Annotated in this window: 12 protein-coding genes, 1 tRNA gene and 1 pseudogene; 8 read left to right on the top strand and 6 right to left on the bottom strand. The window is 67.7% G+C overall.

Features of this window, described 5'->3' with window-relative positions:
• Positions 1 to 120: 120 nt before the first annotated feature.
• The 6 genes and pseudogenes from mnmC to KDH83_RS01285 form a co-directional block, all read left to right on the top strand.
• Positions 121 to 1,377, top strand: a pseudogene (mnmC, locus tag KDH83_RS01310) (FAD-dependent 5-carboxymethylaminomethyl-2-thiouridine(34) oxidoreductase MnmC); the annotation flags it as partial.
• A 281-nt stretch (positions 1,378 to 1,658) separates the two neighbouring features.
• Positions 1,659 to 3,884 (top strand): glycoside hydrolase family 31 protein, encoded by a 2,226-nt coding sequence (locus tag KDH83_RS01305; protein ID WP_212312293.1) that lies wholly within the window; start codon positions 1,659 to 1,661, stop codon positions 3,882 to 3,884.
• Positions 3,885 to 4,119: 235 nt separating this feature from the next.
• The gene (locus tag KDH83_RS01300) at positions 4,120 to 5,208 is read left to right on the top strand and encodes a methionine ABC transporter ATP-binding protein (protein ID WP_212312292.1); all 1,089 of its coding nucleotides are present in this window, start codon (positions 4,120 to 4,122) and stop codon (positions 5,206 to 5,208) included.
• Positions 5,165 to 5,818: a methionine ABC transporter permease gene (locus KDH83_RS01295; RefSeq protein WP_103272519.1), complete on the top strand. Its 654-nt coding sequence runs from the start codon at positions 5,165 to 5,167 to the stop codon at positions 5,816 to 5,818. The genes KDH83_RS01300 and KDH83_RS01295 overlap by 44 nt, the downstream gene beginning before the upstream one ends.
• Positions 5,819 to 5,859: 41 nt before the next feature.
• A complete protein-coding gene (locus KDH83_RS01290; protein ID WP_212312291.1) occupies positions 5,860 to 6,657 on the top strand; it encodes a MetQ/NlpA family ABC transporter substrate-binding protein in 798 nt (265 codons plus the stop codon).
• Between the two features lie 209 nt (positions 6,658 to 6,866).
• A tRNA-Lys gene (locus KDH83_RS01285) sits at positions 6,867 to 6,942 on the top strand.
• Positions 6,943 to 7,142: 200 nt separating this feature from the next.
• On the opposite strand, the gene KDH83_RS01280 is transcribed toward KDH83_RS01285, so the two are convergent.
• The 5 genes from KDH83_RS01280 to KDH83_RS01260 form a co-directional block, all read right to left on the bottom strand.
• Positions 7,143 to 7,433 (bottom strand): MSHA biogenesis protein MshH, encoded by a 291-nt coding sequence (locus tag KDH83_RS01280; protein WP_212312290.1) that lies wholly within the window; start codon positions 7,431 to 7,433, stop codon positions 7,143 to 7,145.
• Between the two features lie 159 nt (positions 7,434 to 7,592).
• The gene (locus KDH83_RS01275) at positions 7,593 to 9,206 is read right to left on the bottom strand and encodes a methyl-accepting chemotaxis protein (RefSeq protein WP_212312288.1); all 1,614 of its coding nucleotides are present in this window, start codon (positions 9,204 to 9,206) and stop codon (positions 7,593 to 7,595) included.
• Positions 9,207 to 9,300: 94 nt separating this feature from the next.
• Positions 9,301 to 10,278 carry a LysR family transcriptional regulator gene (locus KDH83_RS01270; protein WP_212312286.1) on the bottom strand — a complete coding sequence of 326 codons (978 nt, stop codon included), beginning with the start codon at positions 10,276 to 10,278 and terminating at the stop codon, positions 9,301 to 9,303.
• Positions 10,279 to 10,634: 356 nt separating this feature from the next.
• Positions 10,635 to 11,054 carry a hypothetical protein gene (locus tag KDH83_RS01265; RefSeq protein WP_212312284.1) on the bottom strand — a complete coding sequence of 140 codons (420 nt, stop codon included), beginning with the start codon at positions 11,052 to 11,054 and terminating at the stop codon, positions 10,635 to 10,637.
• Positions 11,051 to 11,491 carry a Fur family transcriptional regulator gene (locus tag KDH83_RS01260; protein ID WP_212312283.1) on the bottom strand — a complete coding sequence of 147 codons (441 nt, stop codon included), beginning with the start codon at positions 11,489 to 11,491 and terminating at the stop codon, positions 11,051 to 11,053. Before KDH83_RS01260 ends, KDH83_RS01265 begins: the two co-directional genes overlap by 4 nt.
• Positions 11,492 to 11,860: 369 nt before the next feature.
• On the opposite strand from KDH83_RS01260, the gene KDH83_RS01255 reads away from it, so the two are divergent.
• Both KDH83_RS01255 and KDH83_RS01250 read left to right on the top strand, forming a co-directional pair.
• On the top strand, positions 11,861 to 12,640 hold the full coding sequence (locus tag KDH83_RS01255) for an AraC family transcriptional regulator (RefSeq protein ID WP_212312282.1): 780 nt from the start codon (positions 11,861 to 11,863) through the stop codon (positions 12,638 to 12,640).
• A gap of 170 nt (positions 12,641 to 12,810) precedes the next feature.
• A complete protein-coding gene (locus KDH83_RS01250; RefSeq protein WP_212312281.1) occupies positions 12,811 to 13,002 on the top strand; it encodes a hypothetical protein in 192 nt (63 codons plus the stop codon).
• A 9-nt stretch (positions 13,003 to 13,011) separates the two neighbouring features.
• On the opposite strand, the gene KDH83_RS01245 is transcribed toward KDH83_RS01250, so the two are convergent.
• Positions 13,012 to 13,479 (bottom strand): YkgJ family cysteine cluster protein, encoded by a 468-nt coding sequence (locus KDH83_RS01245; RefSeq protein WP_212312280.1) that lies wholly within the window; start codon positions 13,477 to 13,479, stop codon positions 13,012 to 13,014.
• Positions 13,480 to 13,646 lie beyond the last annotated feature (167 nt).

Here is a 13,646-nt window from a genome sequence, read left to right as displayed (position 1 = left end):
GCGCGGGTGGGTTGGGCTCCGGCTTGAGGCCCGCCGATGGTGGTGCAGGGGCGCGGGCGGGACCTGGTCGCGGGGGCGGCGCGGGGCGCGAGGCTGGCTGCGGGGGCTGGACGCGCGGGGCTGCGCAAGGCACTGTCCGAATCCGGTTTCGACGCGCGCCGTGAAGCCGGCTATGGCGGCAAGTGGCACATGACCGTCGCCACTGCCCGGGCAGAGGGCGCGCGGGCCGCGCAGGCGCGCGCCCGCGTCCGGCCGCGCGGCCATGCCGTCGTGGTGGGCGCGGGCCTGGCCGGCGCCGGCATTGCGCAGGGCCTGGCGCTGCGCGGTTGGCGCGTGACCGTGCTGGACGCGGCACGCGCCGACGGCGCGCCGGCGCATGCCGGCCATGTGGCGGCGGCGCTGACGCCGGTGGTGGCGCGTGACGACAACGCGCGCGCCCGGCTGTCGCGCGCGGGAAGCGCGCGGGCGCTGGCGCGTTGGCGTGGCTTGCCCGAGGGCGCCGCGCCGCGTGTCTGTGGTACGGTGCAATTGGAGCGCGACGAAGGGCGCGCGGCGGCGCTGGCGGGCACATTGGAAACGCTGGCGTTTCCCGCCGAGTGGGTGCGGCAGGTCGATCGCGATGAAGCCGGCGCGCTGGCCGGCATGCCGGTGGCGCGCGGCGGCGTGTATTTCGCGCAGGGCATGCTGGTGCAGCCGGGCCGCCTGATCGAAACTTTGCTGGCCTTGCCCGGCGTGACGGTACTGCCGGCGCAGGTCGCGCGCGTCCATCAGGATGGCGGACAGTGGCAGGCGCTGGACGCGGCGGGCCGGGAACTGGCGCGGGCGGACACGATGATCCTGGCCAACGCGGCCGGCGCCCGCGGCGTGCTGGATGCCAGCGGACTGCTGGAGCCCTGGCTGCCGCGCGTGGCGCAGATGCACGCGCTGGCGGGCGAAGTCACGCTGTTGCCCGCCGCGGCGCTGGGCGGCGGGCCGCGTTGCATCATTGGCGGCGAAGGCTATCTGTTGCCCGATACCGGCGAGGGCTGCGTGGCCGGCAGCACCTATGTCCATGGCGCGGAACAGGCGCTGATCAGCGCTGAGGGGCAGCAGGTCGCGCTGGACAAGGCCGCCGGCTTGCTGGGCGCCGTCGGTCCGGCCTGGAATGCGCTGACGCCCGGCAGCCTGCCCGGTTGGGCGGGGTGGCGGGCGGTTCTGCCCGGCCGCCTGCCCGCGGTGGGGGAGCTGGCCCATGCCCCGGGACTATGGATGGCCGCGGGCTATGCCTCGCGCGGCCTGTCCTGGTCCGCGCTCATGGGAGACCTGATCGGCGCCCGCCTGGTGGGCGAACCTTCGCCGTTGGAGCGGGATCTGGCCGGATTGGTGACGCCTCGGTGACGGGCGTTGAAAAAGAGGGGTGATTCCTGTTGTGACAGGCCGTTATTGGCAGACGGTTACGGAAATTGGGCGGATTTGCCGCCAGATGGGCCCGGTTTCATAGGGCAGGGGATCATTTGCGAGGTGTCGCGACAGGCTGGGCCAGGGACCGATGGCAGGCTTCTGCGGCCCCTTTTTTGTATGAATTGGTCGCCCAAAAGAGGGACCGAGTTTATTTCAAAGCCCAAATCCGTCAAAATAACGGCTTTTGATGGTTTTTGGCTTAAGCCGGGGGATGCTCTGTGCCGCCCAAGTTCGACTTTGCCCATACTACCCAGCTCGATACGGTCGAGCTGTTGACGTCTCGCCCCAGCCGCATCGATTTCGACGCGGGCGACGGGCTGCATCTGGTAGTCGAGGCGCATGCGCCTGGGGTTTTCCGCCTGCGTTTCGGCGAGGCGAGTCTGCTCAATGATGACAAGCCGGGCGCGCGTGCGCGCGCCGTCGCGGAAATGCTGCTCGCGCGCCAAGAGGCCGTGGGCGAGTCCACGATCAGTCCGCGCGACGACGGCGACGGCTGGCGTATCGCGCAAGGAGACGTGACACTCGAGGTCCGCTCCAATCCGGTGCGCGTGGCGCTGTACCGCGGCGAGGACCAAGTCTTCGCGTCCGAGGTTTCCGCGCATACGCCCGCATTCGGCCACAACGCGCTGGACGACGCCGAGGCGGCCGCCTGGACCGCCGGCTTCACGCTGGGCGCCAACGAGCGCGTCTACGGCCTGGGCGAAACCCCGGGCGACCTGAACCGGCGCGAGGAATCCGTCGTGTCCGACGATCCCGAGCACCGCGCGCTGCCCCTGGCCTGGAGCCCGCAAGGCTGGGGCGTCTATGTGAACACCATGCGCCGCGTCGAGCACGCGGTGGGCGCCGCGCCGGCGGATTCGGCCTATGTGCTGACCGTCGACGACGCCGTGCTGGACCTGTTCCTGTTCGCCGGCGAGCCGGGCGAGATCCTGAACCAGTACACAGCGCTGACCGGCCGTGCCGGCCAGCCGGTGCTCTGGGCGATGGGCGCCTGGCTGCAGCAGGCCAGCGGCGAGATGCCCACGCAGACGGTGGCCTTGCTGGCGCGCATGCGCGAGAACCAGATTCCGGTCGACGCCGTGACGCTGGCCCAGCCTGCGGCCTGGGGCTTCCTGTCCGACAAGACCGTGTTCGAATGGGACGCCCAGCGCTTCCCGGATGCCAAGCAGATGCTGGCCCTGTTCCACAAGCACAACGTGCACGTGGCGGCCTCCGGCTTTCCGGGCGTGCTCAAGAGCAGCCCGCTGTTCGAGGAACTGGAAGACCGCGGCTGGCTGCTGTCCAAGGACGATGGCTCGGCGCAGGTGTTCGACGGCATTCCCGCGACGTCCGGCCAGCCTTACGGCCTGCTGGACCTGACCTACCGCGACATCTACAACCTCTGGGTCGAACGCCATCGCCAGCTGATCGAGGACGGGCTCGACGCGCCCGCCTGCGACGCGCAGATCGCCATTCCCGACGGCGTGAACGCGCGCAACGGCGAGACCGGCGCGGCGCTGCGCAGCATGTATCCCTTGCTGGTGCGGCGCGCATTGTTCGACGCCGTGGCCGGCCTGAAGGTGCCGCCCGAAGGCGTAGTGCCCAGTTCCGACCTGTTCCCCGCGGCGCAGCGCCTGCCCTGGCAGACGGGGCCGCAGGCTGAAAACAGCTGGGACGGCCTGCGCCACACGCTGCGCACCGCCTTGTCGATCGGCGCCAGCGGCGTGCCCGTGCAGGTGCACGGCATCGGTTCGGCCTCGCGCGACCTGGCGGGCATGACGCCCGAGCTGTACCTGCGCTGGCTGGCCATGGGCGTGTTCTCCGCGAACTTCTCGTTCCAGGGCGTGAACGGCCTGATGCCCTGGGATTTCGGCGACGAGGTCCTGGCGCATGTCCGCACCTGGATGCAGTGGCGTTATCGCCTGGTGCCCTATGTGCTGGGCGCGATCGAGGATTCCGCGCGCACGGGCCTGCCGGTGCAGCGCTCGATGGCGCTGTCCTTCCCCAACGACGAGCATGCCCACGATTGGGACCTGCAATACCTGCTGGGCCCGGCCCTGCTGGTGGCGCCGATCACCGAGCCCGGCAAGAGCGTGCGGGTGTACCTGCCCAAGGGCGACGCCTGGTGGGACCTGAACACGGGCCATCGCTACGAAGGCGGCACCACCTGGACGCTGGAGTGCGAGCTGGGCCAGTTCCCGGTGTTCGGCCGCGAAGGCCACATGCTCTGTCTGGGCCCCGCGGCCCAGCATACGGGCGAGTTCAACTCGGCCCGCATCCTGGACGAGGTCTGGATGTTCGGCATGCCGGTGCACAACCCCGTCGTCATGCGCAACAAGATCCGCGTCATGCAGATGCAGGGCTCGAGCTACATCAAGGGCCTGGAAGGCTTGCGCATATCGCCGTCCGAGGGGCTGGAGGTCAAGCGCCGCGGCGCCGAGGTCCGTATCTCGCGGGCACGCTGAGCGACAGGGGCAGCGGCCGGACAGGTCCGCCCCCTCGGTTTTCCGCGCAACGGAAGCCGCGATGAACAAGGGCAGTCAGGAAGGCTTTCCTTCCCGACTGCCCTTTGCCCTTGATGCGCGGATGCCGCGCTGATGTTTGCCGGCGCTGCTGGCAAACTCTATATTTCTTGTGGTTATAAAAAATGAAAAATACGGTCGTTCTCTTTAGAAGAGAAAAGATACAGAATCGCCTGCCATGATTCACATCGAGAACCTTTCCAAGACCTACGCCACGCCGCATGGCCTGTTCCAGGCGCTGCGCGGCATCAACCTGCACATCGAGCAGGGCGAGGTCTTCGGCATCATTGGTCCCAGCGGCGCTGGCAAGAGCACGCTGGTCCAGTGCATCAACCTGCTGGAGCGGCCGAACGAAGGCTCGATCGCCATCGGCGGCCAGCCGCTGACCGGCCTGGGCGAAGCGCAACTGCGCGCGCAGCGTCGCCGCATCGGCATGGTGTTCCAGGGCTTCAACCTGCTGTCGCGCCGCACCGTGTACGGCAACGTCGCGCTGCCGCTGGAAATCGCCGGCGTGCCCAAGAGCGAGATCCCGGCGCGCGTGGAGCGCCTGCTGGCCCTGGTCGGCCTGGAGCACCTGCGCGACCGCTATCCCAGCCAGATCAGCGGCGGCCAGAAGCAGCGCGTGGGCATCGCGCGCGCGCTGGCCAATGATCCGGACGTGCTGCTCAGCGACGAGGCCACCTCGGCGCTGGATCCGGAAACCACGCACAACATCCTGGCGCTGCTGCGCGACATCAATCGCAAGACCGGCGTGACCGTGGTCATGATCACGCACCAGATGGAAGTGGTGCGCGAGGTCTGCGACCGCGTGGCCGTGCTGTCGCAAGGCGAAGTGGTGGAGATGGGCAGCACGCGCGAAGTGTTCGCGCAGCCGCGCCACGAAGTCACCCGTGCCATGGTGTCGGCGGCCACCGCTTCCGACCTGACCGAGGCCACGCTGGCAGCCGCCAAGCAGCGCATCGAGACGCTGGCTGCCGCCCAGCCGGGCCAGGCCGTGCGCCTGCTGCGCCTGTCGCTGACCGGCAACGACGCCTCGGGCGCCTTCCTGTCCGATCTGTCCCGCCAGTTCTCGCTGGATGTGGGGCTGGTGCAGGCCCGTGTAGAAGATATCCAGGGCGTGGCCGTGGGCACGATGTTCGTGCTGGTCCAGGGCGCGCCCGCCGCGGTCAAGGACGCCGTCGCGGCGCTGGCCGCCCGTGACATTACCGTTGAAGAAATTGCTCATGAGCCCGCAACTGATCGACCTGCTTATTACGTCGCTGCTTGACACCCTGCTGATGGTGGGCGTGGCCAGCGCCATCGCGGTGTTGATCGGCATTCCGCTGGGCGTGACGCTGACCGTCACGGCGCGCGGCGCCATGCTGGAAAACCAGCCAGTCAACCACGTGCTGGGCGCCATCATCAACGCCACGCGCTCGGTGCCCTTCGTGATCCTGATGGTCGCCATCATTCCGTTCACGCGGCTGGTGGCGCAGACCTCGATCGGCACCACGGCCGCCATCGTGCCGCTGTCGGTCGCGGCCATTCCCTTCATGGCCCGCATCGCCGAGAACGCCATGCGCGAAGTCGATCCGGGCCTGGTCACCGCGGCGCGCGCCATGGGCGCCTCGCCCATGCAGATCATCGTCAAGGTGCTGCTGCCCGAGGCGCTGCCCGGCCTGATCGCCGCCACCATCGTCACCATCGTCAGCCTGATCGGTTATTCCGCCATGGCGGGCGCGATCGGCGGCGGCGGCCTGGGCGACCTGGCCATCCGCTACGGCTATCAGCGTTTCCAGACCGAGGTCATGGCGGCGGTGGTGGTGGTGCTGATTGTGCTGGTGCAGGCCATCCAGAGCTTCGGCGATCGCCTCGTGCGCCGGCTGTCGCACCGCTGAGCCCATTCTTTCCTACTTCCGACATTCGGGATATTCGCAACATGAGCATCAAGGTTTTGAAGTCGTTGGCCGCGTTCGCCCTGGGCGCCGCCGTTTTTGCCCAGCCCGCGCTGGCGCAGGACAAGCCGCTGAAAGTCGGCGTGACCGCCGGCCCGCATGCGCAGATCTTCGAAGTGGTGAAGCAGGAAGCCGCCAAGCAGGGCCTGAATATCCAGATCATCGAGTTCTCCGACTACGTGCAGCCCAACGTGGCGCTGTCCTCGGGCGACCTGGACCTGAACAGCTACCAGCACCAGCCCTACCTGGACAACGCCAACGCCGACCGCGGCTACAAGCTGGTCAGCATCGCCAAGACCGTGATCTTCCCGATCGGCATCTACAGCAAGAAGATCAAGTCGCTGTCCGAGCTGAAGGAAGGCGCGCGCATCGGCCTGCCCAACGATCCGACCAACGGCGGCCGCGCGCTGCTGCTGTTGCAGGCCAGCGGCCTGATCAAGCTGCGTCCGGAAGCCGGTCTGAAGGCGACGCCGATCGACGTGGTCGAGAATCCCAGGAAGCTGCGCTTCATCGAGCTGGACGCTGCCCAGTTGCCGCGCTCGCTGGACGACACCGACGCTTCGGCCGTCAACACCAACTTCGCGCTCGAAGCCGGCCTGAACCCGGCCAAGGACGCGATCGCCCAGGAGTCGCCGGATTCGCCCTACGCCAACGTGCTGGTGGTGCGCGAGAAGGACAAGGACCGTCCCGAGTTCGCCAAGCTGGTGTCGGTCTATCACAGCGCCGCGGTGAAGCAGTTCATCGAGACCAAGTACAAGGGCGCCGTGGTGGCGGCCTGGTAAGTCAAGAACGGGTCTCGCGGCCGGGATTGCCTGGCCGCCGATTCGACTGCGCCCCCAGGGCACAGGCGGCAAGCCTGGTCCAGGGGGCGTTTTTCATGACTGGGCGGGAGAGCGCATCCTGGCGCTGACCGGGCATGTTGCGCTGATCTTACGGTCGCAGGATTCTTTGACAAGATCGGGTAAATCGGCCATAATTTCTGGCTTCGGTCGGGTTGTTAGCTCAGTCGGTAGAGCAGCGGACTTTTAATCCGTTGGTCGCGAGTTCGAGTCTCGCACAACCCACCACCCCCACACCACCCCGAATTTCAGCGCATGCCGGGCTCTGTTCCTGGGCGATGCGCTGGTGAGGTTGATGATGACGCCGCTCTCTTTGAGAGCGGCGTTTTCTTTTTGGGCGCGCGCTGGTCGAGGGCAAATCCAGGGCGCATTCGAAGTAACAACCTCGAGGCAACAATCTCCGGTACAGCGGACCCAGGTCAACCGCTTCAGGACAACAGCCGAGGCCGCATCGCCGTCGTCAGGTCATGCAGGCTCAGTCCGCAGCTGCGCGCGCGTTCGGACAGCGCGGCGCTGTGCTCGAGCGCGCGCTGGCTCTCGGCCAGCAGCACGTCCAGCTGTTCTTCCAGCGTGGCGGCCATGGTCCAGGCGTGTTCGGCGAACTGGGAAAAGAAGCCTTCGGCGCAGGTCCTGCAGATCGCGGTGCCGTTTTTCTCCAGCAGCGGAGCGCCTTGCGCAAGCGTCGATAGGCAGAAGGCACAGGCGAGGGCGCGGCTCATGCGTTGAACGGCTCGTGAAATGGGTTGTCGGACGCGCCCTGCGGCCAGGGCACCTACCAACAACGGCGCGGGCCGGCGACTCTTAAGGCCGGGAAGACGAGCATGGCCCGCCCCCGGCCCGCGACGCGGCGGCTGGTTCGTCCCGGTTTGCGGCGATCCTCAGGCGCAGACGGCCCGCAGCGCCGAGGCCGGCAAGGCCTCGCCGGCCTCGATCACCGTTTCGGCGGGAACCTTGAAAAATGCGGCCGTCGTCGCCAGGCGCTGGGCCTGCTGTTCGAGCGACGACGCCGCGGCGGCCGCCTGTTCCACCAGCGCGGCGTTCTGCTGCGTCACGTCGTCCATCTGCGTCACCGCCCGGTTGATCTGGTCGATGCCGACCGACTGCTCCGACGAGGCTTCGGTGATCTCGGCCATGATGCGGGTGACGCGCTCGACCGACTCGACGATGTCCCGCATGGTGTCGCCCGCGACCCGGACCTGGTCCGCGCCGCTGTCCACGTTGGCCGTCGACTGCTCGATCAGGTCCTTCACCTCGCGCGCTGCCTGGGCGCTGCGCTGTGCCAGCGTGCGGACTTCACCCGCCACGACCGCGAAACCCTTGCCCTGTTCACCAGCGCGCGCGGCTTCCACCGCCGCGTTCAAGGCCAGGATATTGGTCTGGAAGGCGATGCCGTCGATCACGGACACGATTTCGGCAATGCGGCGCGAGCTGTCGGAGATGCGCGCCATGGTCTCGACCACCTGCCCGACGGCCTGGCCGCCGCGCTGCGCGACGCCGCGGCTCTCCGCCGCCAGCGTGTTGGCCTGCTGCGCATGCTCGGTGTTCTGCTTGACCGCCGTCGCCAGCTCTTCCATGCTGGCCGCCGTTTCTTCCAGCGACGCCGCCTGTTCCTCGGTGCGCGTGGACAGGTTGGCGTTGCCCGAGGCGATTTCGGCCGCGCCTGTGTTGATCTCGTTCACGCTGCGGCGTACTTCGCTGACGGTGCGGGTGAGACTGTCCTGCATGCGCTTGAGGGCGCTGAACAGCAAGCCGATCTCGTTGTCGGCGACCGCCGTCACGCGCTGCGTCAGGTCGCCCGAGGCGATGCGGTCGAAATGCACGGCGGCGTCCTGCAGCGGCGCCAGCACCCGCCGGTTGATGAAGCGCCAGCATCCCAGCGCGAGCGCGAGGGCCAGCGCCAGCATGACGATGGCGGCCACTTCGGCCTGTTCGTAGCGCCGGTCCGACGCCGCGTTGATTTCCGCGCCGCGTCGTTCGGTGTGGTCCAGGAATGCCCTGACCCGTTCCTCGAAGCGGGCGTCGGCCGCCCGGGTGCCCGAGACCGCCGCGACATAGGCGTCCGCCGACTGCTGCCGCAACGCCTCGCCCAGCGCGCCGATGCTGTCCATGTAGGCGCCGAACACGCTGTCCATGTCCGTGGCCAGTTTCCGGCCGGCCTCGGTGTGCTTGGGCACGCGTTGGTAGACGGCGTAGCGCTGGCGCGCGTCCTGCAGGTACTTGCCGGCTTGATCAACGCTGGCCTGGGCCTGGGCGCCACGGCCGGCCTGCACATCCAGCAGGGCGGCGACCAGGGTGACGCGCGCGCGCAGCAGCAGGCCCTGGGTTTCGTACAAGGGGCGGGTCTGCTCGGTGGACACCCGGTTCAGATCGTCCACCGCATCATCGGCGGCACGGGCGAATATCCAGCCCATGCTGGTGGCGGCCGCCAGGGCCAGCACGAACAAGGCCAGGACAGCGAACAGGCCGGTTCGGATCTTCAGGTTTCTGGGCACGCTTCGGCTCCTGTGTAAAGGCGGCGCCTGGAAACGGGCGCCTGCTGGAAAACCCGGAGCGACTGTAAATTTAAATTACATTTCTAACAATTGATCATTTTTCACCGAGGCGTTCCGCTTTCGGCAATGCCATGGATGGGTCCGGACCAGGCGCGGGAGCCTGGAACAGCTGCCGGGCATCGCTGCGCACGAAGCGCAGGAACCGATGGGCCGCGTCCGACAACGGCCTCGACGCGTGGGTCTGGAATTGCAGCTGCCCGGCATTGAGCAGCGTGTCGTCGAGCGGGCGGGCGATCAGCCGACCGGTCATGACCTGGTCGGCCACGGCGGGCCGGGTGCACAGCGCCACCGCGTCGCCCTGCATGGCGTAGTCGTGCAACGCGGCCGGATGATTGGAGGTGAAGGCCGGCGACAGCGTCACGTTGTACAGGCTGGCCGTCACTTCCAGCACCTGCCGCAAGGCGCTGCCGCCATCGGGCAGGGCCAGCGGGTAGGGCTGCAATTGCTTGATATGCAAGGACTCGTGCTCGGCCAGGGGATGCCCGGGCCGCAGCGCGGCAACGATTTCGGCGGGATGCGAGTAGATGGCGGCGGTATCTTTTTCCGTGGTCTGGCCATAGGTGATGCCGATGTCGGCCTGGGCGCTGCGCAAGCGGTCGGGCACCAGGCTCGCGTCGACGATGGTCAGGCTGAACCGCACGGCCGGATGCTCCGCCTGGAACGCGGCGAACTTGCGTGGCAGCGCGCTGGTGGCGAAGCCCGGCGCACCCGCGATCCGCACCGTCTGGCGGTGGTGGCTGTTGCGTCCGTCGATTTCCGCGTAGGTGCGCGCCGCGTCGGCTTCCACCCGGCGGGCGTGGTCGGCCAGGATGCGGCCGGCTTCGGTGACGCGCATGCCTTTGGGATGCCGCTCGAACAACTGGTTGTGCAGCCGCTGCTCCAGGCCGGCGATCTGCCGGCTGACCGCCGAGCCGACCACGTTGAGCCGCGCGGCGGCGCCATTGACGGACCCTGTGTCGACAACGGTCAGGAAATAACGAAGCGCGGTGCTGTCGAATTGAAGTCGCTTCATTGAATGGATGCCGTAAATCTCAATGCGGAGTCCAGGCGGCCGGCGGCCGCGACAGAGCGTTTGAGGGGACGGGCGAAGGCGGCGCCGGGGCCAGACCGCGGGCGCGCGGATTCCGGCGAGCCGCGCATGGTTTGGGGGCGGCGGGACGGGCGGATGAGCCAAGCGTGAAATTTATTCCAGCTCTACCTTTTGCCACAATCGCAAATTTATCAATATGTCATTCTAATTTTGGCAATTCCCGGGCGAGTTCGCGGGTCGCACGCGCGGGACGGGCGAAAAAAAAACGCGCCCCGAGGGACGCGTTGCAAATGCCGGGCCTGTGGCCCGGCCAGGGGGGTTGGGTTGAGCCGGATGCTTCAGCTCAGGTTGAAGCCGCCCGGGCCTGCCTGGCCCAGCACTTCGCGCGCGCACTGCATGGCTTCGGTGGCGCTGGCGACCGCCAGGAATGGCATGTCGAAGGCACGCGCCATCTTCTCGGCGCGCTTGCGGATCTTCTCCAGCGCCTCGGCGTCCCGCTCCACCGCGATGAAGGCGCGGCAGCGCGCGCGCAGTCGCGGCATGTTCGTCGTCTGCCATTCCACCATCGCCTTGCGGTCTTCATGCCCGGCTTCCTGTCGCATGTCGGGCACCACCATGACGAAGGGTAGGGGGTTGTTCACCAGCATCTCCATTTCGCGTATCCAGCTGGCGGAATAGCCATCCGGGGCGCCGCCGTGCTTGGCGGTCACGATGGGGAAGTGGGACAGGTCGTGAAAGAAAAACTGATCTCGGTTCATTCGAATTCTCCATGAGGGTGGGCGGCGGCGCCCTTGCGGCATCCGCAACCGCCGTAGAGCACCAGGCTGTAGGACTCCAGGGCGAAGCCGCTGCGCCTGGCGATGTCTCCGACCAGCCGCGCCATCGCGGGATCGCTGGATTCCAGGATCCGGCCGCAATGCGTGCAGACCATGTGGTCGTGGTGGCCCTTGTCGTTCATTTCGTACACGGTGGTGTGCGCATCGAGCTGTGTGCGCTTGAGCAGCCCGGCTTCCTCGAGCTGCGTGATCACCCGGTACACCGTGGCCAGGCCGATGTTGCTGCGGTCGGCGATCAGGCTGCGGTAGAGGTCCGCCGCGCTCATGTGCTCGCCCGCGTGCTGATGGAAGATGTCCAGGATCTTCAGGCGCGGATAGGTGGCCTTGATACCTGCGTCGCGCAATCGGGTGTGGTCCATGTGGGTTCTCCTGTCAGGGGGGTAGTGCCGGCCTGATGAGAATGATGTCTATTTTCAAATTTCCCCGCTAACGGGATCCCGTCAATCAGTAGCGCAAACCTGCCAATCTGGATTGCGAGCCCATGCGGCAAGGCGGCGCGTGAATCGGGGGACAGTATCGAACCTCAAGCAAACTTCAGGTCAAGCGCGGTGGACCGCCAGGGCAAGGCTGCGTTTGCGCATGCGCAAGGTCCTTGGCCGCGCCCGCCCGGCGCCGTCCACGCGCGGGCGCGCGGCAGCTCGCGCGGCATGCCGAGAAGATGAGAATGATGTACATTTTCATATCATCCGCAGACCGGGGCTTCATGTCCCCTCCCACGTTTTCCGATCATGTACCGCGAGGAATCCGCGCTTTTTTCCGCCAATCTCCTGCTGACCCCGCACAGCGTGCGCGGCCGGCGCGAGACCAAGGGCATATATGTGCCGCAACACCGGCACGACGAGGGCATGCTGGCGCTGGTGCACGAGGGCCTGGTGCTGGTCCAGGCGGGCAACGAGGTCTGGACGGTGATGCCGGGCAGCCTGGGCTGGATTCCGCCGGGCGTGATGCACGGCGCGCGCTGGTTCGGCGACGCCCATGGTTCTTTCCTGTTCGTGCGGCCCGACGCCTGCGCGCAGTTGCCGTCCGTCTGCCGGTCCTGGCCGTCGTCGCGGCTGATCGAGGCCGTGATCGAGCGCATCGCCAGCGGGCCGCCCGGCATGCTGTCGGAAGCGTACCTGGCGCAGTTGTTCGAGGTGCTGCTCGAGGAAGTCCGCCTGCGCGAGCACGATCCCATGCCCTTGCCGATGCCCGAGGACCCGCGCCTGCAGGACCTGGCCAACACGCTGCTGAGCACGCCGGACGATCCTTCCGGCATCGACGACTGGGCGCAGCGCCTGAACATGTCGTCGCGCACGCTGATGCGCCGCTTCCGCCAGGAAACCGGCGTGACGCTTGGCCAGTGGCGGCAACGGGCGCGCCTGCTGCGTGCGCTGGAGATGCTGGGCCGTGGCGGATCCGTCACCGAGGCTGCGCTGGCAGTGGGCTACGAGAGCACCAGCGCCTTCATCGGCAGCTTCCGCGCGGCGTTCGGCGTCACGCCGTCGCGTTACGTGGCCGGCCGCGACTAGCTCGCCGGCCGAGCGCCCCCCCGGGGGGGCGCGGCCGGCGTCCGCATTTACCGTTCTTTACCCTTTTTCGACAGAATCGCCAATCTTCTGAAATGCCCGCTGTCTACGATGGCGCCAGGGTAGGACAGGCAGGTCTGGCCGTCCGCCCGCGATGCTTCAGGGGTGTACTCATGTCTGTTCAGACGATCCAGATTCTTTCCAGGGCTGGCAGCGGCGGCGTCATCGCGCGCGCCGTGCCGGCCGCGCATGCCGGCATTCGTCCGCCTGTCGGCGTGCCTGCCTTTCCCGCCATCCTGCGCAAGATCCTCGCGTCGACGCGCAGCGCCTGGCAGCTCGACGGCGCGGCGGCCGACAAGTCGTAGAGCGGCGTCTCAGGCGGCGGCGGGCTGGTCGGGATGCTGCGGCTGCGGGCCGAGCGGATCGTTTTCCGCGTCGGGGCGCGGCCGCACCGCCGGCAGGCCCAGGGCCAGGCGCAGGCGCTGGCAGTCCGGGTTGGGCGTGCCATCCGGCAGCCAGATATCGAACTCGCGACAGGGCGTGGGGCGGTTTTCGTAGATGGCGCAGTGGATGCCGGGCTTGCCCAGTTCCCCGCGCAGCGAGATGCAGCGTCCGCCACCCATTTCAGTGCCTTTCATGCAGGCGCGCAGCGGGCTGAGCTGGGTTACCAGTTCCACGGGCACCTGGCCGCCATTCTCGCCCGCCAGCTCGCCGCAATAGAACGAGACCCGGAAGTGCGAACAGCACGCGCCACAGTCCAGGCAGGGATTGGCGGCGGGGTCGTCGCCAGCCAGGACGGCGGGCGAAACGAAAGTGATGGGCGAGGTTTCTAGCAAGGACATGGCGGAAAGTCCGTAAGCCTGTCCGGTCCCGGCGTGGACGCAAAACGGGCTTGCGTCGCGCAAGCCCGGCGGGTCGATCCGGGAGGCGCGGGATCGCCCGCGCGGGATCAGGGAAGTGGATAGTAGCGGGATTTCCGTTGCGCGATCCACGATTTTTTTGTCACCGG

This window comes from Achromobacter sp. Marseille-Q0513, from assembly GCF_018195695.1.
In the GTDB taxonomy this organism is placed as follows: Bacteria; Pseudomonadota; Gammaproteobacteria; order Burkholderiales; family Burkholderiaceae_B; genus Achromobacter.
This window is presented reverse-complemented; position numbering and strand designations above follow the sequence as displayed.

Coding starts and splice junctions, on each gene's coding strand:
- KDH83_RS01250 (WP_212312281.1), top strand. CDS start 12,811: ATGTCTGTTCAGACGATCCAGATTCTTTCCAGGGCTGGCAGCGGCGGC.
- KDH83_RS01295 (WP_103272519.1), top strand. CDS start 5,165: ATGAGCCCGCAACTGATCGACCTGCTTATTACGTCGCTGCTTGACACC.
- KDH83_RS01260 (WP_212312283.1), bottom strand. CDS start 11,491: ATGGACCACACCCGATTGCGCGACGCAGGTATCAAGGCCACCTATCCG.
- KDH83_RS01255 (WP_212312282.1), top strand. CDS start 11,861: ATGTACCGCGAGGAATCCGCGCTTTTTTCCGCCAATCTCCTGCTGACC.
- KDH83_RS01280 (WP_212312290.1), bottom strand. CDS start 7,433: ATGAGCCGCGCCCTCGCCTGTGCCTTCTGCCTATCGACGCTTGCGCAA.
- KDH83_RS01245 (WP_212312280.1), bottom strand. CDS start 13,479: ATGTCCTTGCTAGAAACCTCGCCCATCACTTTCGTTTCGCCCGCCGTC.
- KDH83_RS01290 (WP_212312291.1), top strand. CDS start 5,860: ATGAGCATCAAGGTTTTGAAGTCGTTGGCCGCGTTCGCCCTGGGCGCC.
- KDH83_RS01300 (WP_212312292.1), top strand. CDS start 4,120: ATGATTCACATCGAGAACCTTTCCAAGACCTACGCCACGCCGCATGGC.
- KDH83_RS01270 (WP_212312286.1), bottom strand. CDS start 10,278: ATGAAGCGACTTCAATTCGACAGCACCGCGCTTCGTTATTTCCTGACC.
- KDH83_RS01265 (WP_212312284.1), bottom strand. CDS start 11,054: ATGAACCGAGATCAGTTTTTCTTTCACGACCTGTCCCACTTCCCCATC.